Here is a 25,991-nt window from a genome sequence, read left to right on the forward strand (position 1 = left end):
GGATTCTTATCAGAAGCTCTTGCGGATGCTGGCATACCAGTACCGCCCATAGGGCTGGTAAAGCGCGCCGTTATAGCCGGTGGAGCTGGAGTCCATCGGCGGCAGCTGGTCGCCCACATTGCGCACGCCGAGGCGGACGCGCGTGTTCTGTGCAAAGCCTTCCTCGAAGGCATATTGGGCGTAGAGGTTGACCGTCTGCTGGTCATCCACGCGCCAATAGTCGCCTTCCGAGTTCAGGATCGACGTATCCCAGAAGTAGCCGGTATACTGAGTATAGGCACCGATCGTGATGGCTTCGGTGGGCTGCCAGGTCATCGAGGCATTCCACTTCCAGCGCGGCGAACCGTCCTGGCGAAGCAGGTTTCCGCCTTCCGGAATGATCGTTCCGGAGTTGATTTCGCCGGCGGCCCGGGCATCCAGCAGAGCCTGGATATCGGGAGACGCTGCGCGCTCATACTCGATGAGATGGGCGACGTTCACATCGAAGTTGAAGCGGCCAATCGGTGTCTCATGCAGCGCCAGCGATGCCGAGAAATCCACGCCGCGCAGATTTTGCGGCTGAAGGTTCCGGTAAGCGTCGTTGACATAGAGCACACGGCCAACCGGATCGAGACCGGTTCCGGCAAACGCAGCAATCTCGTCAGCCGTCGGATCAGCACGGACGACATCCGGGTTGCTTGAGCCTTGTGTGCGCAGCAGATAGTCAAGGATCAGCGCGTTGCCTTCACCATAGATGCCGATCAGGCCTTTCTGCTCAACATTCCAGAGGTCTGCGGTCAGCGTCAGAGACCCGAAATGATCGGGCATGATGCGCGGTTGCAGAACCGTACCAACGGTCCACGTATCGGCCGTTTCCGCCTCGAGGTCCGGGTTGCCGGCGCGGCGGCCGGTCGTGGCGTAGCCATAGCCGGTGCAATCGGAGAAGTTCGCGATGCGCCCGGCCCGGACGTCGGCTTCACAACGCACCCAGTCTGTCCGCGTATTGGAGCGGGAAACAACCGTTGCGTTGATCTGCTCGAGGTTGGGGGCGCGGAAGGATTGCGCCCAGGAACCACGGAAGCGCAGCCCGTCGATCACCGCCCAGGACAGTGCCACCTTCGGCTTGGCGATATCGCCGAAGTCCGAATAGTTTTCGTAGCGTCCGGCGGCCTGCATTTCGAGGCTCTGAACCAGCGGCACGTTCATCTCCGGCGAGACCAGCGGCACCGCGAACTCGATATAGGCAGAGCCAACCGTGCGCGAACCTTTCGTGTCCGGCGTATCGCTGGTGCCGACCAGATCGCTGAGAACCGTGACGCCGGTTTCGGTGTCCGTGAACGTGAAGGTTCCATCGACATGCTTGTCGCGGTCGTCAAGCTGCAGGTCGCGGCGCAACTCAACACCCGTTGCCATGCCGACATCGCCGCCGGGCAGGGTGAAGATGTCAGGCCGGCTGAGCTTGAAGTCCAGTTGGGCCAGCGAGGTGCGCGAGTAACGCTCCGTACGGATACGGGCATAGTCAAGCGCCGCCGCATTCGACAGGGTCGTGTCGAGGCCCTGCGGGTCTGCCGGGTTGGCACCATTGAAGGGGTTGTAGGCGTTGGGGGTCGACCAGGAGAGAGCTTCCTGAAGCCGGGTTGACGAAACGCCGTCCTGCTCATCGCGAACAGAGGCGCGCGAGTACAGCAGCGCGCTTTCCCAGTCGAAATCGCCGACTTCCCCGCGAACGCCCGTCAGGAAACGGAACTGGTGATTTTCAACATTGACGTTCGAAAGTCCGAAATCATCGAAGCGATAGCTCGTCAGCGTGACATCGGCCCCTTCGTCCGAGATATTGAGGCCGGTCAGGCGGTTGGGGTTGACGCTGCCATCGGGAAGCAGGGTCGCCCCGAAAGGGTTCCAGTAGTTCGTAGACGGAACAGTGATGCGGGCAGAGCTCAGCATCGTGGACGGTTGCTGCCAGGCGTTGGTTTCGGCAAAATAATAGCCCAGTTCGCCGAAGGTCTGCATGCCGCCGGGCATATCATAGCGGAAGGTCGAGAAGAGGTTGATCCGCTCGACTTCCGGCATCAGCGAGGTGCCAACGGCGTTGGTGTCATAGCGCGTGTTGCGATCCGTGCCGGTCGTCGCCCGGTTGCTGGCGCGCAGGCACACACCGTCTCCAAGAGACGTTGCGCAGCTTCCGTTGGCGGACGGAATGATGGAGAAAGCCCCGGCGGAAGTGGTCAGCGCCACGCCGTTCTGGCGCACCGTTCCGGTGCCGACGGTTGCAAAGTTGCCCCAGCCGCTGATAGTGCTCGTGCGGTCGAGTGTGCCCACGCCTTCAAAGTCGGTGCCGGTGAAGAAGCTGCGGCGGTCGGCCGTTGCCGTCCAGCTCTGATCCGTCGTCGACAGTTCAGAGCGATCCGTATAGCCGAGGAACAGCGAGACGTTGCCGCGCCCATCGGCGAAATCGGTGCCGAAGGTGCCGTTGACATCAAGCTGGCGCAGGTCGGTGCCTTCAGCCCCGCCATACTGAACCGTCAGGTCGCCGCCATTGTTCACTTCGCGCAGTACGGTGTTGACCACGCCGGCCACGGCATCGGCGCCATAGATGGCGGCGGCGCCATCGCGCAGAACTTCAATCCGGCTGACACCGGCGGTCGGGATGGCATTGGTGTTGTAGGTCAGCACCGGAACGAGGTTCTCGTTGGCGCGCGAGGTCGGGTGCAGAACCACCCGGCGGCCGTTGAGCAGCACCAGCGTGTTGCCGATACCCAGGTTGCGCAGGTTCACCGAGCCGACATCGCCGCGTGCGGCGTTGCTCGACTGTGGCAGGTAGCTGCTGTTGAAGGTCACGTCACCCATTTGCGGGATGGACCGGAAGAGATCATCGCCCGAATCCGCGCCGATGGCGGCCAGCTGCTCCTGGCCAATCAGGGTCACCGGCAGGGCCTCGGTGGTGCGTGCGCCCTGAATGTGCGAGCCGACAACCACGATCGTCTGTTCACGGCGTTCTTCGGTGGCGGCCGCTGCCGTCTGGATAACGGGTTCAGACTGAACACTGCTCTCGTTGACAATTTCCTGATCCGGGCTCGTCTGCTCAATGGCGGAAGCGTCGATCAGGAACACGTTGGAGGGCGTCACCCGGTAGCTCAGGCCCGCATTGGAGATCAGCGCGTTCAGCGCATCTTCAGGCTCGAAAGCGCCTTCCAGGCCGGTGCTCTGCTTGCCGGCGACCAGGTCTGCCGAGACAAGGATTTCACGGTCGCTCTGGCGGGAGAAATCCGTCAGGGCCTTGGAAAGAGATCCCGGAGGAACAGAAAACTGAACCGGCTCGGCAATCGCTGATCCCGCCATCAGGGCGGTCAGAGCCGCGCCGCTCATCACGCCGCGCTTCAGTTTGTTTTGGGAAGTCCTGCTTGTCATCTGATCCTCATTGCTTCTTGCGTGCTGAGGGCTTCCTGTTCCCCGCGGGAAGCCCCTTCAATGACTAGGACGCAGCAGCTTCGGCAAACCCGCCTGACAAATATGACGGGCAAGTAACAAACTAGTGAGGTTGTGACATTTTTAGCACGATCACATTGCCCTCGCGCTGGGCTTCAATCGGGAAATAGACCTGAAGCGCTTCGGTAAAGCGCGCCTGCTGACCAGCGCGGAAGAGGCCGGTGATATGCAGGCTGGAAATGCCTTCGCCTTCGGGAACGATCCGCACGGTGGAATAGCGGTTCATCTCGGCAATGGCTTCCGTCAGCGGCGTGTTCTCGAAGGTGACATAGCCTTCGCGCCAGCTGGTGGCCTTGCTGGTGTCTATCTTCGTCACTTCCGGCAGGCTCGCCGTGGACGTGGCGACCAGCCGCTCGCCCGATGCCAGCTGCACCAGCGGCGCAGGCTTCTTCCGGCCAGAGGCTGGCACCTCCTCAATCTCGACCTTGCCTTCCACCAGGATGACTTCAACGGCCGTTTCGTTGAGGCGCACATCAAACGTTGTGCCCAGCGCAACCACGCGCTGATCCCCCGCAGTGACGATAAACGGCCGGTTTGGATCCTTGGCCACTTCAAACAGGGCCTGCCCCTTTAGCAGGGTGATCAGCCGCTGTTCACCGGAATAATCCACATGTACGCGGCTGTCAGTATTCAGCGTGATGACCGAGCCATCCTCCAGCGTGATGCCGGAACGTTGGCCAACAGTTGTGGCGTAATAGGTCGGCGCTTCGAGATCGATCTGGCTGGGCGGGGCATCCCCCCGCATCATGAAATTCGCCGCAACCGGCACCATAAGCGCGAACATCGCAAGGCAAGCGACCAGCGCATACCGCCGCTTGTCGCCATTGTGGCGCTCATTCAGCGCGGCATCCCGCAGGGCGCGCATCTCAGGTGAATGCGCGGCGGACAGCAGGGCGGAGACAGACTCCTGCAGAAGCTCATAGGCCTCGCGATGGCTGGGGTCTGCCTCATACCAGTCGCGAAAGGCGCTGCGTTCTGCATCGCTGCAGTCGGGATTGCGCAGGCGCGCATCCCAGTCGGCTGCTGCGGTATGCCCCGTCATCGTCTTTCTCGAACCCACGTCCTTCATGGCGTCAGATCATTACCGATCGCTGCGGCCAAGCCGGGTCAGCAGATGTGCGTTTGCTCGCGCCATATATTTTTCAACCGTACTAACCGATATTTTCAGATGTTTCGCAATCTCGGAGTGCCTGTACTGCTCAAAATGGTAGAGCGCAAACGCCTGACGAACAGGGGCGGGCAACTCATAGAGGGCTGAGATTAGCCGTTTGACTCCTTCCTTTCCTATCAAGACGCGCTCGGGATCAGAATCCGCCAACCCATGCAGCTCTTCTTCGAAAGTTTCATGTGTGCCTCCGCCGCGCGCGGCCGACCGGCGGATGCTGTCGATGAGGACGCTGTTGGCGGTCCGGAACAGATAGGATTCGACGGTACTGACTTCCGTGAGGTCCGCCTTTCGTGCGATCTTGGCGAAAACTTCCTGCACCAGATCTTCGGGGTCGAGGGCCGCAGGCGCCCGTTTGCGGAAGTAGTTCCGCAGGGCGCCGCCATATTTGCGCACCCAGACATCGAGGTCTGCAGGGATCTGTTCGGTTCGAGTGCCCTTGCGGGATTGGTGGCCCATCTTGGATTCGCCCAGCTTGGTTGTGTGATAAATACAAGTGACGGTTCTGCGACAACCGGAAAAATGCGATCTCACCGGAGGATTTTGCCGTCTTGTGCGTCTTAGGAGACAGACGCTCCGCTCTGCACAAGCCAAGATGCCCCCATATAAGGAGAAATATGTGCTCCGCCTTCTAAGTGTTCTGATCCTCGCGGCTGTCTGCCTGTTTGGGCAGCAGTTCGCCTTCGCCCGTCCCGGCCAGGTCACGGCCATCACCAATGTTGAGGTGTTCGACGCCACCGGCGCGGCGCCCTGGCAGGGCACGGTGCTCATCCGCGATGGCAGGATCATTGAGGCAGGGCCGAAAGTGAAAGCGCCGCGCGGCGCTAAAGTCATCAAGGGCGAAGGCCGCGCGCTGCTGCCGGGCTTTTATGATGTCCACACCCATTGGGGCCCGCGCGCCACGCCGTCCGCCCTGCCGGACGTGGCCGCCAAGTACCTCGCCTCAGGCGTGACAACTGTGCTCGATTTCCATCAGCCGCCGGAAGCTTTTCAGCCGCGCCGCGAATGGCTGAGCCAGATTCCTTCCCCGCATGTGAACTTGGTGGCCCGCATGAGTACGCCGGGCGGCCACGGCGCTGACTGGAGCGACCAGACCACCACGAAATGGGTGTTCACGGATGAGTCCGCCCAGCGCGCAGTGCAGGAACTGCTCCCTTATGAGCCGGACTATATCAAGGTTTTCACCGATGGCTGGCGCTATGGCATGTCGCCGGAAGAAACCAGCATGAATGAGGAAACCCTCAGCGCGCTGGCCGCCGAAGCGCACAAGAACAACATCCGTATCCTCACCCATACGGTTACGGCCCAGCGCGGCGCGCTTGCTGCCCGCGCCGGCGTGGACATCATCGCCCACAGCCTTCAGGACCGTGTGATCACCGAAGAGGAAGTGGCTGATATCGTGGCTTCCGGCCTCTACTATGCGCCCACCCTCGCCATCTATGAGCCCCGCCGCCCCGGCGCGCCCGAGCTCGACATGGAAAGCGCCGCCGTGCGCCAGCGCGTCTGGAAATACGGCAACGCCGAGGAAAACCTCCGTACCCTGTTTGCGGCCGGCGTGCCCGTTGCCCTCGGCACGGATGCCGGCATCGGCGGTCTGGTGCATGGTGATGCCACGCTGCGCGAAATCGAGCTCTTCGTTGCCGCTGGCCTGGCGGAAGCTGACGCGCTGATCGCCGCTACCGCCAACAGCGCCGCTGCCCTCGGCCTTGCCGAAGATCGCGGAACGATTGCTGCTGGCAAGCGCGCCGACATCGTCCTCATCGATGGCAAGCCCTGGGAAACCATCAGCGATGTGCGGAAGATTTCGCTCGTGCTCGTTGATGGCGCCGTCGTTTACGACGCCGCAAACCCGCCGAAGCCGCTTCCGGCAACCCTTGCGGCGCGTCCGGCCGCGGCCCTGATCGACGATTTTGAGCGCGCCGACGGCCGCACGGCAATCGACACGCTCCCCGTCACCGATCTCGACTTCGGCATGGAGCGCTCGGTCATCACCTTCACGCGCCGCCCGCGTGAAGAAGGCGATCATGTCCTCTCTGTCAGCGCCAATATGGCCCGCAAGGAAAACCCCATGGCCGGCGTGCTGTTCCCGCTCAGCCGCGGCTCGGTTATCCCGGCGGATGTCACCGCCTATGAGGGCGTCTCCGCAGAGCTCTTTGGCGCCGGAGACTACACGCTGCGCATCGTCTCGATGCAGGGCATGTGGGAGGCGAAAGTCTCGGCAGGCGAAGGCTGGAACAGCATCAATGTTCCGTTTGCGGATTTCTCCTTCACTGGAAACCGTGATGCAGCTCCGGAATGGACCGGTGACGATCTGCTGCAACTCGGCGTGCTCGTAAACCGCGCGGCCGGCGAAACCGCCTGGTTCGAGATTGACGATATCGGCTTCTACCCCGCGCCGTAACCTTATGCCCGGCGCCTCTGCACAGGGCAGGGGCGCGGGCTATGCCTGCTGCGCCTTGGCCAGCATCTGCCGGAATGTGGCAATCTTCGCGTCCAGCCGCGCGTGGCCTTTTTCGGTCGCGCAGGCTGCCAGGATCAGAGCATAACCAAGCCCCACAGAGGGCAGCAGCTCCTCGGTTTCCAGCATCCCCACCGACCAGGAAAGCAGCGTCCCCCCGGCCAGATGGGACAGCATCCGCTCCAGCGCCTCGGCGCTCGTGTCCGTCTTCAGCAGGCCTTCCTCCTGCGCAGAGGTCAGCAGCATATGCCACGCCGCGCGCGTCTGCGCCTGCCGCTCGGGGCTTGCGAGCCCGGTATCATCATCCTTGCCGCCCGCCGTCAGCAGCGCGCGCCAGAGCGGCCGGTAAAAGTCCGGGTCCCGAACAAAATATCCATAGCCGAGTTCATAAGCTTCAAAGATGCGCTCGATTGCATCGGCCACGTCCAGCTTGTGATACTTCTGAACAAAATCCCGTTCGTCCTCCAGCACCGCCATGACAACCGCGCGCTTGGAACCGAAGAGGTTGTACGAGGTCGCCACGCTCACCTCGGCGCGCCTCGCCAGTTCGCGCATCGACAGGTTCATGTCGCCCGTCTCGCGGATCATATCGCGCGCAGCCGCCATGATTTTCTGGCGGCGTTCGGCTTTGGCCTGTTCGCGGCGGCCCAGATCGGCAGCAGGTTCGGCAACGGGTTCAGCCATGGTATTGGCGCCAGCCTCCAGGGTGGGTGAAGTCATGAGATCCTGCTCTCCCTGCTTCCTGACGCCATTTCCCTCATGCGGCCAGTGGCTTTTCCGTCGCGGCGCGTTCCATGTCGGCCTTGTAGTCCAGCTTGAGCGCCTGCATCATCTCGATACGCTCCGGGCCGGGCTTGGGCGGATAGGCCGCCGCGTTCAGCCGCTTGCCGCGCGCCCAGTAATAAAGAACGCCCGCCAGATTCTTCGGCTTGCCCAGCCATTTCTCCGGATGCTCCAGCATATGAAACCCGCGCATCGCCTCGCGCAAAAGCCGCGTATCGGAGCGCAGCGCGATCTTCACACCATCCTCCACAAAGCTCTCCATCATCCTTGAGCGGAAGCTCTGCTTTGCGCCGGGCGTCAGCGTTTGCTGCGCGCGCTTCATGGCGCTGCGATCCTGCCGGCGCTGCACGATATAGAAAGGGCGAAGCTCCTCGGTTACGCGCTCATGATATTTCAGCGCGCGCTGCATCGGGTCTGGCGTTGCTTCCAGCGTCTGGCGCAGAGCCTGCGCCGAAACAGCGGCAAAGGAGCAGCCCCGGCCATACAGCGGATTGGTCCGCACCAGCGTGTCGCCGAGCGCAAAATAGCCTCTCGCTGCCGGTTTGCCGTCCACCACCATGTCGCGCCACCGGCTGATCAGATCGCCCATGCCGAACACCTTGCTCGTCGGCTCAGACTGCTGCGCATTCGTCCACGGACGAAGCCCTGGCAGCATCAGCGTGATCTGATGGAAAATTTCGGGGTCGAGGATCGACTTGCGCATCTCCATCTCAATCTCGGGGATAGCCACCGTGATCGAGAAATTCCCATTATCTCCGGGAAAAACGCCGAATTTCAGAAAGCCCAGATCGCCGGTCGGCGGCGGATTGGCCTTCCGGTCCGGCTCGGTCTTGCCCGGCAGGAAGCGGTAATGCCGCGTGAAATAGAGAATACCTGCGCTCTCGCTTTCTTCCCGAATGCCGGCGCCTTCCTCCATCAACTGCTCAATGGTGAAGCCGCCTTTGCCGCCCGCATCGACGATCACATCTGCCGTCAGCGTAACGGCCACACCATTCTCTTCGCCCTCGATGCCGGTCACATCGAATACGCCATCCTCGCCCTTCCGGGTAATCAGCTTGCGGACAAGGAAACCAGACCGCAGCGTTACATTCGGAAGCGTTTCCACATAACGCCGCATCGCCATTTCCAGCGTCGTGCGGCGGCTGGTGATGATCGTCAGCTCTGCATCGCTCGGGTCGGCCTGGTAACGTGCCTGCTGCTTTTCCGTCAGCATGTTCTCGAACGGCAACTCTCGCACGCCCATCGCCATCAGCTGGTCGAGCAGGGCAGGGTGCTCGGCCTTCATGATCGTCCGCAGGCGCGCAAGAAAAGCGTGGCTCTGGCGCAGATGGCCCACGCCCACGCGCTTCCAGGTCTTGAACAGCTCATCCGGATCACTGGTTTCCACCGGCCCGTCGCGTTCCAGAACGATCACATCGCGCCCCGATGGCGCCAGCATCAGCGCCGTACACAGACCGCCGATCCCGGCGCCGATAACAATCACTTTCTCACGCATGCGTCCCCCCACCTGTCAGGAGTCGATATTGCGAAGGAATTCCAGAATGGTCTCGTTGACCGCTTCTGGGGCTTCTTGCTGGGTCCAGTGGCCAATGCCGGGGATCATCTTGTTGATCCGCAGATCCTTGACGAAATGCGGCATCGCCTCAATGGCCGCTGCCGCCATCATCACCACGCCGTCTGCTGTTCCGGCGATAAACATCGCAGGCTGATGGATTTCCATCGGCGCGCCTTCGGTCCGCTGCCAGTGCAGATCATGGTTCCGGTAATAGTTGATCGGCCCGCGCATGCCCGACGCCTTGAACTCTGACACATAGAAATCAAGGTCAGCGTCCGTCAGCCATTTTGGCAGTGTTTCCGGATAGGGCAGGCTGGTCAGCAGATCGTCATGTTCCGTCTTCGGAGGCAGTTTGGTCAGGTCGGTTTCCCCCGCAGCCATGATCAGAAACTTGCGCAGCCCCGTATACATGTCCTTCTCGAACTCGGCCTCGGCCACGCCCGGCTCCTGGAAATAGAGCTGGTAGAAGAACTGCCCCTTGTAAATCTCCCGCAGCATCGGCATCGGCTGAACCGGCGAGCGCGGCAGGAAGGGTACAGATAGTCCGCCTACGGCGCGCACCTTGTCCGGATGGAACAGCGCGGTGGACCATGCCGTCGGCGCGCCCCAGTCATGCCCGATCACAACCGCCGTCTCATAGCCCAGCGCCGGGATCAGGCCGATAATGTCCTTGATCACTTCGGTCTGAACATAGTCGGTAATGTTCGGCGGCTTGTCGCTCTTGCCATAGCCGCGCATGTCTGGCGCGACCACATGATATCCCGCCGCCGCAATCGGCGCGAACTGATGCCGCCAGGAATACCAGCTCTCGGGAAACCCGTGCAGCAGAAGCACCAGCGGGCCTTCGCCCGCCTCGGCAATGTTCAGCTCGATGCCGTTGGTTGCAACCCGGCGCTGGGTAACACCCGGCCAGCTCATGCGGCCACCAGCGGGCGTGTGTCGGCCCCGTCGCCCGGCAGGATGGCGCCGCGCGTATCCTCGCCAGCATAGCCGGCCTCGGTAGACCAGGCGATGCCGCCGCCAACGACCACCGTATCCACCCCGCGCGAGTCGCGCACATAGCGCTTCCCGTCGCCCGGCACGTCCTGAACATAGGTTTCCTCGCCCCGGTCAATCGTCGCCGGGTCGAACACGACGAGATCCGCCACATAACCTTTCTGGATCAGTCCGCGATCGGGAATGCCCCAGATGCCAGCCGTGTCAGAGGTCACCTTCTTCACCGCATCCTCAATGCTCATGGCCTTCAGATTACGGACGAAGTGCGAGAACAGATAGCCCGTGTCGCCATAGGTGGAGAAGGAGAGAATGTGCGCGCCGCCATCGCTGGCGCCAATGTGTACGCGCGGATGCTTCAGCATCGCGCTGACGCGCTCGTCATTGTTGTGGCCCATGTTTGCGGCCATGAAATGCGCGTCCAGCTTCTCTTCCACCGAAAGGTCGATCATCGCTTCCAGTGGCGTGCAGCCACGCATCTGGCCAATCTCGGCCAGCGTCTTGCCGACATATTTCTGGTTCGCTTCCGTCTGTGCAAAGCGAAGCGTCAGGAATGACCAGAGGCCCATATTCGGTGTCGCCTCGGCGATCAGCTTCTTGCGGCTTTCCGGATTGGTGAAGCCCTCGATGATCTGATCCGGCGTGCCAAAGCGCATCAGCTTGTACCAGTTTGGCAGCCGCACGAAGATCAGGCTCGGCACGGCAAAGCTGAAGCTGATATCGATCGGGCGCGTCTGCACCTGCGGCCAAACGCGGGCCCCGCGCGCAAACTGTTCGTCCACGCGCGCCATCACGCGCTCCACCGCGTCCACATTGTCCGCATTAATGAACAGCGGCGAGAAGGTTGTCGGAATGGAATATCTCAGCGAAAGTTCAGCCAGCTGATCAAGGCGCGCAATCGTCAGGTCTGGGTCATAGAATTCCGGTACGATCTGCAGGATACGGCCATATTCGCCCAGAACGCTTGCCAGCGCGTCCACTTCGCTCGCGTCCGCATACCGGCTCGGCACGGGAAGCAGCGTCTCGTCCATGTCCACATAGCTGGTGGAGAGGCCAACCGCGCCGGCATCAAGGCACTCGCGCAGCACGCTCTGCATGCCGGCCATTTCCTCTGCCGTCGCGGTCCGCACCATCGCCGCGTCGCCCATCACCCAGAGGCGGATCACGCTATGCCCCACCAGCGGCGCCACATTGATGGCCAGCCCCTTGCGGATGCGTGTGATATATTCGGAAAATGTCTCCCAGTCCCAGACGACGCCTTCCTTGAAGGCCTTGTACGGCATTTCTTCAATCTGGTTGAACATGCCGACAAGCTTCATGCGGTGTTCCGCTTTCAGCGGCGCCAGGGACAGGGAGCAGTTGCCAGGAACAATTGTCGTGACGCCATGCGACAGGGCGGGCTTGGCATAGCCATCCCACAGCAGCTGAGCGTCAAAATGTGTATGCGGATCAATAAAACCGGGCGCGACCACCTTGCCGGCGGCGTCCACTTCCTCGCGGCCTGTCTCGGCCACGCGGCCGATTTTGGCGATGCGATTGCCGCTCACGGCAATGTCCGCCTTGTAGGAGGGCATGCCCGAGCCATCGACCACCGTGCCGTTCCGGATCACCAGATCATACATTTCAAATTCCTCCCTGATTCATGTCGCCGATGCACCGGCATATCTTTGCGATGAGGCGATGAGTGCGTCGCGGACATGCTCCCAGCTCGCCCCGATAAGGTCTTCCGGCACCGTTGTTCCGCAGGCGTCAAACAGTGCCCGCACGGCATATTCGTCCAGCGTGACGAGCGTGGTGCCGCCATTGTCGTATTTCAGTGTCACGAGAAGTTCCGCGTCGCCGTCATGGGCGGCCGCGATCTGAACTTCACTGATGACCGCAATGCTCATGCCTTGGCCTGCGGCGGCTCGATGAAGATCACATCGCTCGGCAGGATAGGATTGTCCCCGCGAACCCCGCCTGCCGCGCCCACGGCGCGCATGAACACATGCAGGTTCCAGCTCTGCAGACTGGAGACGGCAGCCGCCTCCTCCATCGCGGGCAGTTCCCGCTTTGCGATGCTGCTCCAGGTGTCGCCCGGCTTGGGCAGCACCGATTTGCGCACCCGTGAGAGTTCCGCTGCGGCCATGAGTCTTCCTCCCGATTTTCAATATAATTGGAACATGTTCCAATTTTTCTGACAAGCGGCTCCCCTAGGGAAACTACTGAGTGATTTTCATGTTTTCTCGCCGCCCAACGCTTCCCCATTGAATTCACGCAAAAAAAAGGGGGCGCCCCGAAGGACGCCCCAAAAGGTAGGGAGGAAACTACCGCTTTCGCGGTGGTCAGTTGCCATCGCGCACTGCGATGGCAGTATCCGGGTAATCGACCCAGATTCCGTCAGCGCCGGCCGCGATCAGCGCGCTCAGCTCAGCCTGCGCGGTGTCATAGCCCTTCAGCGGCTGATCATCGCGCACCGTATAGACATGCACCAGCAGCCCGCGGGCATGGGCGCGGTCCACAAAGTCCGTGGTCGTCCCATCCTCATTCAGGATGAAGGATTTCTCGGCGCCCACGCCGGTCGTCGTCATGGTTTCGATATCGTATTCCAGGCCCAGCAGCTTGTTATAGGGCGGGCCCACCATGTTCTGGATGGTCGGCAGGTCGCTCTTGGCCGCAAAGGCGGCCAGGAATTCCGGCTCGAAGCACTGGATGAAGACGGGAACGCCCGCTTCGGCCAGGCCCTTGGCTTTCATGCCCTCAATGATCGGGTCTACCATGTCGAGGCCAACCGAAGAATAATATCCCGGCCATTTGGCTTCGATATGCAGGCCAACCTTGCGGCCTTCACTGGCGGCTTTCAGCGCAACATCCATCACCTCGTCAAAGGTCACGATGTCGAGCTGATCGTTGAACTCCATCGTCCGTGCCGGGAATTGCTGACGCGCCTTCAGCGTCTTGATCTCGGCAAGGGTGAAGTCGTCCACCCACCAGTCTTCCATCTCGCCCATCGGCGTCACGCGCTTCTTCTTGCGGTCGGCAAATTCGGGATGGTCGGCCACATTTGTCGTGTCCGAAAGGTAAGGATCGTGGCGGGTGATCAGCACGCCATCTTTCGTCATTACGAGGTCGGGCTCGATGAAGTCCGCGCCCTGGGCGATCGCGGTTTCATAGGCCAGGATCGTGTGTTCCGGATAAAGCCCGCTGGCGCCGCGATGGGCGATGATGATCGGTTTTTCGCCAGAGAGGGTGCGATAGCTGGCCGCCTGTTCGGCGGCAGCCATGGGGGCGGCCTCCGTGCTCCCCACCTGCGCAGGTGCGCAGGCGGAAAGCAGCAGGGCGGCAACGGCCACAGTATACTTCATGATACGTATCTCCTTGCCGTTCCGGATCAGAACTTGATGTAGGCGCCGGCCTTCAGCATCTGCGGCTTGCCGCGGATGATGGTGTGCAGGCCGAAGGCGCCGCCGGTATTGCCCACATCGATGAGGTATTCCTCGTCCAGAAGGTTATCCCCCTGAACATAGACGCCCCAACGCTCGCTGGCGCTGTCAAAGCCTGCGCGCAGGTTGACCAGGCCGTAGGCACCGGTTTCTTCAACTACAGCCGTGCCGTCCGGATAGGTTTCGCGAACGCGGGTGAACCCGCCATCGCCGTTGGCAATATAGTCGAAGCCGTTATCGTCCTCGAAGAATTGCTGGCCTTTCCAGATATAGCTCGGCGTGAGCGAGAATGTGCCGTGTTCGGCAAACGGAATGGTGATGTCCGCTGCGATCGAGAAGCTGTTCTCCGGGCTCATGCGGAAGCGGTTCCCGGCAAACTGCAGCGGGTTGCCGTTGCTGTCCTCGTCGTCATACTCGGAGAAGTTATAGGCGTATGTGCCCAGGAGGCGGATATTGTCCGTAACCAGAGCCTGACCATCAAACTCGAAGCCATACTGCGTCGCGTTGCCGGAGTTTTCCGTCACGAACACGCCGTTGATCGGGTCAAAGCGGCTGGTCTGGAAGTTCTCATACTGGCCGTAATACACAGAGGTCGTCATCTGCAGGCGGTCGTCGAAGAAGCGGCCGAACATACCGGCTTCCACATTGTCCAGCGTCTCTGCATCGACTACGGAAGACGTGCGGCCCGAAATCGAGATAGCTTCCGGACGGCGGCCCCGGCCATAGGACACCCAGGTGTTCACATTGTCAGACACGCGATAGGCCGCGTTGAGACGCCAGGTGAACGCGCCATCCGGCTCTGCCGAGACGCTGTAGGGATTGTTGATCAGGTTGGCGTTGATCAGGAAGCCTGGCGTAAAGGTCACGGCATTGCGCGTTCCGCCGAGTGCCGCGTTGCCACGCAGCAACTCGCCCACGCTGGAAGCGGCCAGTTCATTGACCGTGTAACGCAGGCCAGCCGTCAGCGCGAGCCGGTCGGTGACATCATAGGTCACGTCGCCGAACAGGTCATAGCTGGTGCGTGCATCGGTCGTTCTGGACTGTTCGGCATGGGCCGAGTTCAGAGGGATCAGCGCGCCCTGGGTCAGCAGTCCGACGACGGAATACTGGAACGGCGTTTCAAAGCTTCCGATATTCTCTGCGCCGGGAACGCCCTGCGACATCAGCAGGCCGCGGATCTGCGCCACGGTGAGGCCAGCTCCGGCAGCGATCTGCGGCAGGAACAGCGATTGTGCATAAGCCTCATCGGTCGAGAAGGTCAGGCTGTCGCGGGTTTCATAGTCGAAATAGTTGGCGCCGAAGAAGCCGCTCAGCTTGCCGCCATTGTCATAGTTGAGGCGAAGTTCCTGGCTGAAGGCTTCGCCTTCGCGGGCTTGGTAGAATTGCAGCAGGTTGAAGGCCGCGCCGTCCGAGTCCCAGGCCTCGTTGGAGGTCAGGTCCCGGTAGTCGGTCAGCGAGGTCAGCGTCCAGGCGTCGTTCAGGGCGTATTCCAGGTTGGCCGTCACAGCGAAAATCTCGCGGTCATTGCCCAGCTTGTCGCGCACTTGGTCTTCGTTGATGTTCATGGCCGTCGGGCCATAGGGATCGATCACGCCATTCACCGGGAAGAAGCCAGAGGTGAACTGCGTGCCGGTGGATTCGTCGTCCTGATAGTTCACGAACACATCGGCGGTCAGGGCAGGGATCGGCTCCCAATGGATCGCGCCGCGCACGGCGGTCGTGTCCTGCCCCATAAGGTCAGGGGAGTTGGCCGTGTTCGGAACATAGCCATCCATCCGCTTCACCTGGCCGGCAAGGCGCACAGCCAGTGTGTCGCTGAGGGCGAAGTTGTAATGGCCTTCGCCGCGCATGAAGTTGTAGTCGCCGCCTTCCAGCGTGAACTTGCCTTCGTTGCCAGCGGTGGAGGCGCGGTTCTGGATGTAGTTGATGCCGCCGATCAGCGCGCCCTGGCCAAACAGGGTGGCCTGCGGGCCCTTCACCACTTCGACGCGCTCGATGTCATAGATGGCAATGCTGGTGGCATAGCCGGGCGTGCCGATGGAGACGCCGTTCTGGAAGATGGCCACGCGCGGTGCGCCGCCATCGGCCACAACGCCGCGCAGCGAATAGGTCGGCGCGTTAAGGCTCTGCGCCTGAACCTGAAGGCCGGGGATGAAGTTGGCGAGATCTTCAATGTCATCGCCACCCAGCTTGTCGATCAGGTCCTGGTTGGTAACGGAGATGTTGATCGGAACATCGATCAGAGACTGCTCGGTCTTCTGGGTCGTGACGGTCACGACCTCCAGGCGGCGCGAGTCTTCTGCCTCGGGCGCGTCAGCATAGGCAATAAGCTGGCCGGAAACGCTGAGTGCGGCAACGGCAGTGGCGGAAAGGATGCGGAATTTCATGTCAGACCCCGGTTGCACGGCGCGGGAGGAGCGCCGGTTGCCGGGTCGTTAACGAGCGCCTCGGAGGCGTTCAAATCAAGGTTTTGCGAAAGTAATGCGTTGAAAATATTAAATAGTTACGGATTTTTGGCTGTGGCGCACAAGCCACGCATACCGCCGGTCTGCGCCAGAAAGTAGGGTGTACGCCATGCGGGCAGAAGGGCTGTGACCCTTCACTTATTAGACAATTATCCAATAACAACCGGCTGCTTCTGCTACAGAAGCGGCCAGCCGGTGTTGGCGGGCGGCGCCAGGGCCGTTGCCGCCTGCTGAAACCTGAAGTGTCCGCTTTGGCACGGCGCGGCACACCCGGCGCCGGGGAGAAACATGAAGAGAGTGCCGCAATACTTCCAGAACATGTCCTGGTGGCTGGAGATGCGCCTCGCCAATGCGCGCCATCTTTCCCATCACGGTTTTTAAACGGTGATCAGAACCGTGTCAGAGATGGCGCGGATTTGTCCAGATTTGTCCGGGGATGTCCGAAAATGTCCGGATTTGTCCGGAAACGTGCTCGCCGTGTCCCGCAATGTCCGCCCCCGGAAGGGGGCTCGGCCAAGCTTATCCCTCAAATTCCTGCGGAGGTCGCCCCGCCGCTATCCCCCAAGCCACCGCCGCGCCTTCCCGATAGACACGCTGGCGCCAATCCACCCTATCCCTCAAAAAAACGCCGGCCTCAGACAATCAAATCCACCCCCTCCGAAAGCCAGCTTACAATATATTCCTGCCGCCAGAGAAAAATCGCTCGCCACGAAGCTGATCTGGTCGGCCGCAACACGAAGCCCAGAACGGAGGATCAAAGGAAAGGAGGGGAGGCGCCGCCACAGGAAAGCAAAAGAGTTGCACACGCGCCTGAGAGGCAGCGCGGTCAACCGGCCATGCCAAATGCAAACCTGCGCTAAATAATCAGTATACAGATATATTCCAAACGCGGGCGCGGCGCTGTTCCACGCTCTCCAGCTCCATCGTGGTGGCAATCTCGTACTCCGCCATCAGTCCGGCCTCGCTCTCTGGCGCATAGGCCCGCCCCGGATCTCCGGCATAGGTGGCCACCCCTTGCGCTGCCGCCTGTTTCAGCCATTGCAGAAACCGCGCGGCCATCGTCATCTCGTAGAAGATATCCCCCGCCAGGATCACATCCACATCCGGGGGTGACCTGTCCAGCAGGTTCCCCGCTAGCCAGCACAGCGACACGCCATTGGCCTCGGCATTCAGTTGCGCCGCCGCCTCGCAGATCGGGTCGATGTCATTCACCCACACTTCGCGTGCGCTCGCCGCTGCTGCTGCAATGCCCACCATCCCGCTGCCGCAGGCAATATCCAGCACGCGCTTGCCCCGCACGATCTCCGGCCGCTCCAGGATCAGCCGCGCCACCGCCTGTCCCCCCGCCCAGGGAAAGGCCCAGAAGGGCGGCTCAATGCCCTGCCGGTCAAGGTCAGCCTCGGTGGCAGACCAGATCGGCGTGATTTCGTCAGCCTGCCAGATACGCAGTGTTTCCAAAGGCTTGCGATGTGGCAGCGGCAATCCGTCCACCGGCGCCAGCCGTGTATTGGCCGCAATGAACGCCCGGTTCCGCGCGAGAGTGTCTGTCGCCGCCAATGCCGCTGCCCTGTGAGAAATGCCTAGCTGGGCGGCTGTACCATCTTTGGCTTCGGCATCAAGGCAAGCGCGCCCAGCACAAACACAAACCAGACGAAGATAATGAAGAAGCAGTCCCGGAATGCATACACCAGCGCCTCTGCGGCAACCTTCTGATTCAAAACGCCAAACGCAGACTGAAACGCCTGCACCTGCGCCATCCCCCGCATCTCCAGCGTCTGCGCCTGAAGCGCATGCTGGTACATCATCTCGGCATTCGTTTCATTCAGCGCAGCCGATAGATGGTCGCCGTGGAAGATCGTGCGCCGCTGCAGGATGATGGCGAGGAGGTTCACCCCGAATGCGCCGCCCACCTGCATAAGGAACGACACGCCGCCCGCTGCCGAGGCCAGCAGATGCGGCGGCACAGCCCGCGCTGCCGTTGTGTTGGAAGGCGGCATGCAGAAACTGATGCCGATCCGGCTCAGCACGATCCATCCCACCAGCACCCAATAGGGCGTCATCGCCGAAACATGCGACAGCAGCCAGGCAGAGACCGCAAAGCTGATGATACCAAAGCCCAAGAGCCAGCGCGCATCCATCCTGTCAGTCAGCCGGCCCGCAATCGGAAAGCCGATCATCATGGCAATTCCCGCCGGGATCATCATCACGCCTGCCGCTGTTGGCGAATACCCCTGCACTAGCTGCACGAACATCGGAATGAGATAGGTTGATCCATAGATCGCGATGCCCGTGGCAGAGATGATCAGCCCGGCAGACCAGAACTGGCGATAGGAGAAAATCTTGGGGTTCAGTGCCGGGAATGGATGCCCGCGTTCCCACAGGAAAAACAGGATGCCCGCCACAATGCCGATGCCAAAGCGCAGCAGGGTCTTGTCCGAATCCCAGCCATCCCGGTTACCGCCGGCAAAAGCCGCCAATAATCCGACCACGGCAATTGCCAGCAGGCTGAGGCCCTGCCAGTCGAGCGGCGGGCGCGGCATGTTGGGATTGCGGTCTCCCTTCGGCATCAGGAAAGGCGCAATCGCCATGGCAACCAGGGCGAGGGGCAGGGTAGCTACAAAAACCAGCCGCCAGCTCGCCAGGTCCACGGCAATCCCGCCCAGCGCCGGGCCAAAGGCGGGCGCCAGCACCACGCCAATGGAGAACACGCCCATCGCCATGCCGCGCTTGTTGTCCGGAAAGGTCTGGAAGATCAGGAACATCGACATCGGCTGCAACAGGCCCGCTGATATGCCCTGCAATCCCCGAGACAGGATCAGCAGCTCCAGCGTGCTGCTGAACGCGCCCAGCAATGATCCGATCACGAACACGATCATGCCGAAGGTGTAAGTTGCGCGCGGCCCGAACGTCGCCATCGCCCAGGCATTTGCCAGCATGGCGATGGTGGACGAGGCGAGGAACGCCGTCGACATCCATTGCGCCTGATCCTGGCCAAGGCCAAAAGCACCGATGATGGCAGGCAGCGCGACATTGATTGTCGTTGCGGCCAGCATGGTCGCCATGGAGCCGGTCAGCATCGTGAACAGCAGGATCCAGCGATACATCCCGCCAAATCGTTCGAACTGCGCCCGCACCGATGGTCCGGCCATGGCGGGGATATCGATGGGCGCGGGGCTGCGTTCACGGCTGGGCCTGCCTGCGGGCAGAATGCCGGGCGCCATCGTCACGCCGTTTCTCCGCTTGCCCCTGTGCCGGCGTCTGTCTTGCGGATACGCACCCGCACCATCGTTCCAGGCCGCAGCTCCACCTGCGTCGGCTCCAGGTCTATCCGCACCCGTATGCGCTGCGTGATCTTGGTGAAAACGCCGTTGGCATTGGGATTGGGCATCATCGCAGCTTCGCCGACGGTGGCATCATGCACGCGGGTTACCCGTCCGGAAATGGGGTGGGACGGGTCACTGTCGGCGCGCACCTGCACGGGCGCAGAGGGGCGCACATGCCGGATGTCGGTCTCCTTGATGTTAGCCGATACCCAGACGGCATCGGGATCATGGAGCAGGGCCATCCGGTAGCCGCGCAGGGAATGTTCGCCATTGTCGAAGAACAATTCGTCTACCACTCCGTCGATTGGACTACGGATGGTGTGTTGTTCCACCACTACCTTCTGCGCCTCTACCCGCGCCTCCGCCTGATCCAGCCCCGCGCGCAGTACGGTCAGCTCATAGTCGATGAGGCGAACCTCCTGGCCCGCGATGCTGGCCGTGCGGTGGTCGGCGGCGGCGGTTTCCCGCTCGGCCTGCGCCCGCCGCAGGGCCTGGGCGCGCGTGTCGAGCACATTCTTGGCCTGGTCGAGATTGGATTGAGGCATAAGCCCCCGGTCGAACAGATCCTTGGTGCGGTCATAGTCGCGCTGGGCGATCTCGAGATTGGAGCGGGCGGCTTCAACACTGGCGACCGCTGACACGGTGCCGGCCCGGCGCGCGGCCACTTCGCTTCCCGCCTTGGAGGTGGCAAGGCCAGCGCGCGTTTCCTCACGCGCCATTTCGGCGCGCAGCCGGGTCGCTTCCGCCTCAAGCTGGGCCAGCGTGAACACGGCTTCGCGGTCATCAATGGTGTAAAGAATATCTCCCGCAGATACCCGGTCGCCCTCCTTCACCTGAACACTGGTGATGCGTCCGGAAATGTCGGTGGAGACGGCAATCATCTCGGCGGCGATACGGGCGTCGGACGTGGAGACATAAGCCCCCCGGTCCATCAGGAAACGGATGCCCAGAACCAGCAGGATCAGGGTCGCCGCCCCCGCGATCCACATGCGTCCGCGCCGCGACCGGACAAACGCTGCCGCGCGCTGCCGTGCGGTCGGTTCCGTCTCTGCGGCAAAGGATTGTGAATCGCCTTCCATGGCCCGTGACCGGCTAAAACAGCGCCGGATTTTTTCCTCCCTGTCGTGGCTGTTTCGCGGGACGTTGGCCGTCCTCATCTGCCACATATCGTATTTGAGCGGGACATAACCCTAAGGCAATCAAGCGTTATTATTCCGGCTTCCGGCAGATCGTTGTGTTTACCGGCAAGGGGCGTCATTGCTGTCAGTAAGGACAACAGAAACGGCGGGGATTCGCGGGCATGAAAACGCTGGGCATAATGACTGCGGCGCTGATGGCGGGGTTGCTGGTTTCCTGTTCCAGCCGGATGCCAAGCCTTCCCGAAATGCCAGCCCTTCCGGCCATGCCGTCCATTCCGGGCCTGGCTGCCGGCCCGGTGGCCGGCGACCCGGCCTGTGGCGGCAGCTGGCAGCTTGAGAATGGCGGCGGCCTTGCCGTCACCGCGATGGAGGAAGGGCTGCGCTGGCGCGCGCTGGATGGCCAGACCGGGCGGTTCGTGTTCGAGAATGAAGCCTGGAAAGCCTATATCGGCTGGAGTGACAGGCTTGAAGACCGGCAGATCGAGTTCGCCTGCGAAGGGGGGCTCACCCAGTTTGAGGGCGCCTGGGCCGTCCCGGTTGAGGTGACGGTTCAGGATACGGTCTTCACCGGCGCCAAAGGCACACAACTCGCCGGGCGGTTGATCCTGCCGGCGGGCGCCGAGACGGTGCCTGTGGTGGTGCAGGTGCATGGATCGGGGCGGTATTCTGCGCTCGCCTATGATGGGTTCCAACATCTCCTGCCTCTGCAGGGTGTGGGCGTCTTCATCTATGACAAGCGTGGCACAGGGGCGTCCAAAGGAGACTATACGCAGGATTTCAGCCTGCTGGCGGCCGATGCCGTTGCTGCCTCTGCCGAGGCGCGCCGTCTGGCGGGCCAGCGTCTTGGAAGATTTGGCCTGCATGGGGCCAGCCAGGGCGGCTGGGTGGCGCCGATGGCGGCGGTGTCGGTGAAGCCGGATTTCGTCATCGTTTCCTACGGCCTGCTGGAAAGCCCGCTGGCAGAAAATCGCGCGCAGACTGTTCAGGATGTGGCCGAAGCCGGCTTTGGGCCGGAGGTGCAGATGGCTGCAGGCATGCTGGCGGATGCGGCCGGAACGGTTATGGCGTCAGACTTCAAGTCAGGCTTTGCGGAACTCGAAAACCTGAAGAAAATCTATAAGGACGCGCCTTGGTATCGCCATGTCAAAGGCGAGTTCACAGGCGAGATCCTGCAGCATTCCGAGGTCATGCTGCGGGTGGCCGGTCCGCTGCGGTCGGTCGGCACCAGCTGGCGGCATGAGGGCGAACCTGTCCTGCGCCAGGTCAAAGCGCCAGTCCTCTGGGTTCTTGCGGGCGCTGACCGGGATGCGCCGCCCGCCTACACCCGTTCGAGGTTGAAAAGCCTCCAATATGAAGGCCGTCCAGTCACTATTGCGGAATATCCCGGTTATGATCACGGCATGCGCGGCTTCGATATCCTGCCGGACGGCTCGCGGGAATTCACCCATATAGCGCCCGGCTATTTCGAGATGGTCGCAGATTTCGCCGCTGGTGTTCAGGTGGTGCCGGGGGGCTATCCTGAAGCGGTGATTTTGCCGAGCCGCTGATGGGAGTTCTTCTATTTCGCCTGGATGGATTCCAGATAGACGATCAGCTGTTCCACCTGATCGGCCTCGAGCTGAAATTCCGGCATATCCTCATGGCCAACGGCGATGCCTTCGGCGAGGGCCTCTTCCAGAAGGCGGACAGGGTATTTTTCCGAAAGCGTGCGGAAGGGTGGGGCATCGGCATGGGGGCTTTGCCCTTCAAGGCCAATGGCATGGCACCCCGCGCAAAGGGTTTCAGCAATCTGGCGGCCGGGCATCGTGGCGCTGGCCTCTGACGCGGCAGGCGCTTCCCCCGCCTCTCTGGAACAGCCCGCCAGAAGGCCGAAGCCTGCCAGGAGAAGGAAACTGCCTGCCGCTGCCGGTTTCAGAATATAGCCTGCCATGTGCCCGACTCCCTTGGTGGTTTTTGCGCAGGGTCGTGTGGGGCTCGACTGCTGTCAACTCAGGGATATGCGCGGGGTGGGCGCCGGTTTCAGCCGCAGGCGGATCGATTCCCTGCTGCCAGCCATCCCTGCCGCCCTGCTGGCGCCCGGCCAGCCCCCGATGCTTGCGCCTCCTGGGCTTTTCGTTCATCAAGTAACGCGAAGTGAGGGGTGGTATGTAAATGGCCGGCACACCGGAGAACATTGAATTGGTGGATGCCGTTGCGGAACGCTCAGGGCGCGAAATGCTGCTGGAGGCCGCCGGGGAGTTGATGTCGGAAATCGGCTCCATCGACGTTTCCCTCCACCAGATTGCCAAGCGCGCGGGCGTGACGGCGCCGTTGGTGAAATACCATTTCGGCTCCAAGGATGGCCTGCTGCTGGCCCTGGCGCAGCGCGATACGGCACAGTCCATCAAGCAGCTGACCGAGCTGATGGCGATGAACCTGGACCCGGCCACCAAGCTGCGGGTGCATATTCAGGGGATCATCCGCACCTATTCGCGCTTTCCCTATCTCAACCGCCTGCTGGAGCATTTTCTGGATGATCCGGAGGCCGAAGGCACGCGGCAGATATGGTCCAGCTTCCTCCTGCCGCTGATCGAGGCGCAGAAGCAGATTATCACCGCCGGCATCGCCGCAGGGCAGTTCCGCGAGGTCGATTACAAGTACGTCTATTTCCTCATCAATGGTGCCTGCCAGTATATCTTCTCCACCCGTATCACGCTGCGCGAGATGATCGGGGAAAAGAAAGTGGGGCAGGAACTGGCCCGTGAATATGCCGCCTTTGCGGCGGAGACCGTGCTGCGCGGCATCGCGAAGTAGCGGGCAGCCTCCCTTCAATCGCCATGAGTTCTGCTGCGCGCTGATCCAGTCGCTGTGAGGTTTCGTACAATATGGCGAAGCTCTGTGAGCCCGGCTGACCGTGCCGTTGCCGCTCCGCAAAGGCGTGGCAACGAATAGCGGCGGTATCAGTTGATGTCTCTGAAGGCGGGCTATTTACGACGGAAAGGGAGATGGAATGAAAATCGGGTATGCGCTGTTGCCGGTTTCTGCGCTGCTGCTTGGCGCGTGCATGTCGCAGCCGGATTATCGGCAGACGAGCGCGGAGCTGCCAACAGTGGCTTCCGTGGATCTCGACCGCTATGTGGGAAAATGGCACGAGATTGCGCGCTATCCGAACTGGTTTGAGCGCGGATGTGTGACGGCAACAGCGGAATATGCTCAGCTGCCCGATGGCAAGATTTCGGTGAAGAATTCCTGCACCAAGGAAGATGGCGAGAGTGACGTTGCCGAGGGCAAGGCGCGCGTGGTGGAAGGATCGAACGGGGCGAAGCTGAAGGTGAAGTTTGCCCCGTCCTGGGTGCCGTTTGCAGAGGGCGACTATTGGGTGCTTTATCTGGAGCCGGACTATTCGGCAGTGTTGGTCGGCGCGCCGAGCGGGAAGTATCTGTGGATCCTGGCGCGTGAGCCTGATCCCCCGCAGGCGACACTCGACCGTATTCTGAAGAAAGCCGAAGATCTTGGCTTTGAGATCGAGCCTCTGGTGTATGCGGGCAACCCGGCTTGAACCGTGCGGCCTGCTCAGCCTTTGAGGCTGGGCAGGTCAAGGCCATTCTGGCGCGCGCAGTCTATGGCGATATCATAGCCGGCATCAGCATGGCGCATGACGCCGGTGGCCGGGTCATTCCACAGTACACGTTCGATGCGTCGGGCGGCGGCTTCCGTGCCGTCGCAGCAGATAACCATGCCGGCGTGCTGGGAATAGCCCATGCCGACGCCGCCCCCATGGTGGAGGGATACCCAGGTGGCGCCTGAGGCGCAGTTGAGCAGGGCGTTCAGGAGCGGCCAGTCTGAGACCGCATCGGAGCCATCCTGCATGGCTTCGGTTTCGCGGTTGGGCGAGGCGACAGAGCCGGAGTCCAGGTGATCGCGTCCGATGACGACGGGGGCCTTGAGTTCCCCGCTCGCCACCATCTCGTTGAAAGCGAGGCCGAGGCGGTGGCGATCCCCCAGGCCCACCCAGCAGATGCGCGCGGGAAGGCCTTGGAATTTGATCCGTTCGCGGGCCATGTCCAGCCAGTTATGAAGGTGGGGATTTCCGGGGATCAGTTCCTTCACCTTCTGATCTGTCTTGTAGATGTCTTCAGGGTCCCCTGAAAGCGCGGCCCAGCGAAAAGGCCCGATGCCGCGGCAGAAAAGCGGGCGGATATAGGCAGGCACAAAGCCAGGGAAGTTAAAGGCATCGGCCACGCCTTCATCCAAAGCCACCTGGCGGATGTTGTTGCCGTAATCGACCGTGGGGACGCCGCGTTTCTGGAACTCCAGCATGGCGCGAACATGTTTGGCCATCGAGGCGCGGGCGGCCTTTTCCACAGTCTTGGGATCGCCGATGCGGCGGGACGTCCATTCCTCCACGCTCCAGCCCTCGGGCAGGTATCCATTGATGGGATCATGGGCAGAGGTCTGGTCGGTCAACAGGTCCGGCAGGCGGCCAAGTTCCAGAATTTTCGGGAGAATCTCGCAAGCATTGCCCAGGAGGCCGATGGATTTCGGCGTTCCGGAAGCGCAGCTCTCGTCAATCATCGCGAGGGCTTTTTCGAGGTCATCCGTCCACGCATCGAGATAGCCGGTGCGCAGGCGCATTTCGATGCTGGAAAGCTGGCATTCTATGGCGAGGCAGGCGGCGCCCGCAAAAACAGATGCCAATGGCTGAGCCCCGCCCATGCCGCCGAGCCCGGCGGTGAGCAGCCATTTGCCTTTCAGGTTTCCGCCATAATGCTGCCTGCCCATCTCGGCGAAGGTTTCATACGTTCCCTGAACGATGCCTTGCGCGCCGATATAGACCCAGCTACCGGCCGTCATCTGGCCGTACATCATCAGGCCCTTGCGGTCGAGTTCGTTGAAATGGTCCCAGTGGGCCCATTTGGGAACGAGGTTCGAGTTTGCGAGCAGCACGCGGGGCGCGTCGCTATGCGTGCGGAAAACGCCGACGGGCTTGCCGGACTGAATGAGGAGGGTCTCGTCGTCCTTGAGGCGTTTCAGAGTGGAAACGATTGCTTCATAGGCTTCCCAGTCGCGCGCGGCGCGGCCGATGCCGCCATAGACGACAAGATCTTCGGGGCGTTCTGCCACATCGGGATCAAGATTGTTCATCAGCATCCGGAGGGGCGCTTCCGTTAGCCAACTTTGCGCGGTCAGTTCTGTGCCCCGAGGCGCGCGGATTTCGCGGATATTGGCGGGATAGGGCATGGG

General features: G+C 61.7%; 20 protein-coding genes. 4 read left to right on the top strand and 16 right to left on the bottom strand.

Annotation, left to right across the window (positions count from 1 at the left end; all coding sequences use genetic code 11):
• Window positions 1-9 precede the first annotated feature (9 nt).
• The 3 genes from ACQKI2_RS09495 to ACQKI2_RS09505 all read right to left on the bottom strand — a co-directional run bounded on the left by ACQKI2_RS09495 (window position 10) and on the right by ACQKI2_RS09505 (window position 5,164).
• Window positions 10-3,387: a TonB-dependent receptor gene (locus ACQKI2_RS09495; protein ID WP_427379452.1), complete on the bottom strand. Its 3,378-nt coding sequence runs from the start codon at window positions 3,385-3,387 to the stop codon at window positions 10-12.
• Between the two features lie 121 nt (window positions 3,388-3,508).
• Complete coding sequence (locus tag ACQKI2_RS09500) at window positions 3,509-4,534, bottom strand: FecR family protein (RefSeq protein ID WP_427379453.1); 1,026 nt, start codon at window positions 4,532-4,534, stop codon at window positions 3,509-3,511.
• Window positions 4,535-4,546: 12 nt separating this feature from the next.
• Window positions 4,547-5,164: an RNA polymerase sigma factor gene (locus ACQKI2_RS09505; RefSeq protein ID WP_427379454.1), complete on the bottom strand. Its 618-nt coding sequence runs from the start codon at window positions 5,162-5,164 to the stop codon at window positions 4,547-4,549.
• Window positions 5,165-5,249: 85 nt separating this feature from the next.
• Here ACQKI2_RS09505 and ACQKI2_RS09510 point away from each other — a divergent pair, with 85 nt between their 5' ends.
• On the top strand, window positions 5,250-7,031 hold the full coding sequence (locus tag ACQKI2_RS09510; protein WP_427379455.1) for an amidohydrolase family protein: 1,782 nt from the start codon (window positions 5,250-5,252) through the stop codon (window positions 7,029-7,031).
• Between the two features lie 39 nt (window positions 7,032-7,070).
• Here ACQKI2_RS09510 and ACQKI2_RS09515 read toward each other — a convergent pair whose 3' ends face one another.
• From ACQKI2_RS09515 to ACQKI2_RS09565, 11 genes are all read right to left on the bottom strand, one after another.
• Window positions 7,071-7,808, bottom strand: a complete 738-nt coding sequence (locus ACQKI2_RS09515; RefSeq protein WP_427379456.1) for a TetR/AcrR family transcriptional regulator — start codon at window positions 7,806-7,808, stop codon at window positions 7,071-7,073.
• A gap of 37 nt (window positions 7,809-7,845) precedes the next feature.
• Window positions 7,846-9,366: an FAD-dependent oxidoreductase gene (locus ACQKI2_RS09520; protein WP_427379457.1), complete on the bottom strand. Its 1,521-nt coding sequence runs from the start codon at window positions 9,364-9,366 to the stop codon at window positions 7,846-7,848.
• A gap of 15 nt (window positions 9,367-9,381) precedes the next feature.
• Complete coding sequence (locus ACQKI2_RS09525) at window positions 9,382-10,344, bottom strand: alpha/beta fold hydrolase (RefSeq protein ID WP_427379458.1); 963 nt, start codon at window positions 10,342-10,344, stop codon at window positions 9,382-9,384.
• A complete protein-coding gene (locus ACQKI2_RS09530) occupies window positions 10,341-12,041 on the bottom strand; it encodes an N-acyl-D-amino-acid deacylase family protein (RefSeq protein WP_427379459.1) in 1,701 nt (566 codons plus the stop codon). Before ACQKI2_RS09530 ends, ACQKI2_RS09525 begins: the two co-directional genes overlap by 4 nt.
• 18 nt (window positions 12,042-12,059) lie before the next feature.
• Window positions 12,060-12,308, bottom strand: coding sequence for a hypothetical protein (locus ACQKI2_RS09535; RefSeq protein WP_035594744.1), 249 nt, complete (start codon window positions 12,306-12,308; stop codon window positions 12,060-12,062).
• Window positions 12,305-12,547, bottom strand: a complete 243-nt coding sequence (locus tag ACQKI2_RS09540; RefSeq protein ID WP_427379460.1) for a hypothetical protein — start codon at window positions 12,545-12,547, stop codon at window positions 12,305-12,307. Before ACQKI2_RS09540 ends, ACQKI2_RS09535 begins: the two co-directional genes overlap by 4 nt.
• Before the next feature lie 196 nt (window positions 12,548-12,743).
• A complete protein-coding gene (locus tag ACQKI2_RS09545) occupies window positions 12,744-13,763 on the bottom strand; it encodes a glycerophosphodiester phosphodiesterase family protein (RefSeq protein WP_427379461.1) in 1,020 nt (339 codons plus the stop codon).
• A gap of 26 nt (window positions 13,764-13,789) precedes the next feature.
• Window positions 13,790-16,228, bottom strand: a complete 2,439-nt coding sequence (locus tag ACQKI2_RS09550; protein WP_427379462.1) for a TonB-dependent receptor — start codon at window positions 16,226-16,228, stop codon at window positions 13,790-13,792.
• 942 nt (window positions 16,229-17,170) lie between these two features.
• A complete protein-coding gene (locus ACQKI2_RS09555) occupies window positions 17,171-17,863 on the bottom strand; it encodes a class I SAM-dependent methyltransferase (protein WP_427379463.1) in 693 nt (230 codons plus the stop codon).
• A gap of 23 nt (window positions 17,864-17,886) precedes the next feature.
• The gene (locus tag ACQKI2_RS09560) at window positions 17,887-19,527 is read right to left on the bottom strand and encodes a DHA2 family efflux MFS transporter permease subunit (RefSeq protein ID WP_427379533.1); all 1,641 of its coding nucleotides are present in this window, start codon (window positions 19,525-19,527) and stop codon (window positions 17,887-17,889) included.
• A 2-nt stretch (window positions 19,528-19,529) separates the two neighbouring features.
• A complete protein-coding gene (locus ACQKI2_RS09565) occupies window positions 19,530-20,618 on the bottom strand; it encodes an HlyD family secretion protein (protein WP_427379464.1) in 1,089 nt (362 codons plus the stop codon).
• Window positions 20,619-20,929: 311 nt separating this feature from the next.
• Between ACQKI2_RS09565 and ACQKI2_RS09570 the strand changes: the two genes are divergently transcribed.
• On the top strand, window positions 20,930-22,315 hold the full coding sequence (locus tag ACQKI2_RS09570) for an alpha/beta hydrolase family protein (protein ID WP_427379465.1): 1,386 nt from the start codon (window positions 20,930-20,932) through the stop codon (window positions 22,313-22,315).
• 11 nt (window positions 22,316-22,326) lie between these two features.
• On the opposite strand, the gene ACQKI2_RS09575 is transcribed toward ACQKI2_RS09570, so the two are convergent.
• On the bottom strand, window positions 22,327-22,698 hold the full coding sequence (locus tag ACQKI2_RS09575) for a c-type cytochrome (protein ID WP_427379466.1): 372 nt from the start codon (window positions 22,696-22,698) through the stop codon (window positions 22,327-22,329).
• A gap of 221 nt (window positions 22,699-22,919) precedes the next feature.
• Between ACQKI2_RS09575 and ACQKI2_RS09580 the strand changes: the two genes are divergently transcribed.
• Both ACQKI2_RS09580 and ACQKI2_RS09585 read left to right on the top strand, forming a co-directional pair.
• Window positions 22,920-23,561: a TetR family transcriptional regulator gene (locus tag ACQKI2_RS09580; protein ID WP_427379467.1), complete on the top strand. Its 642-nt coding sequence runs from the start codon at window positions 22,920-22,922 to the stop codon at window positions 23,559-23,561.
• Between the two features lie 196 nt (window positions 23,562-23,757).
• A complete protein-coding gene (locus ACQKI2_RS09585; RefSeq protein WP_427379468.1) occupies window positions 23,758-24,306 on the top strand; it encodes a lipocalin family protein in 549 nt (182 codons plus the stop codon).
• A 14-nt stretch (window positions 24,307-24,320) separates the two neighbouring features.
• Here the strand turns inward: ACQKI2_RS09585 and hutU are convergent, their stop codons facing one another.
• The gene (gene hutU / locus ACQKI2_RS09590) at window positions 24,321-25,988 is read right to left on the bottom strand and encodes a urocanate hydratase (RefSeq protein ID WP_427379469.1); all 1,668 of its coding nucleotides are present in this window, start codon (window positions 25,986-25,988) and stop codon (window positions 24,321-24,323) included.
• Window positions 25,989-25,991 lie beyond the last annotated feature (3 nt).

The sequence above is a fragment of the Hyphomonas sp. NPDC076881 genome, from assembly GCF_050269995.1.
Lineage (GTDB): Bacteria > Pseudomonadota > Alphaproteobacteria > Caulobacterales > Hyphomonadaceae > Hyphomonas.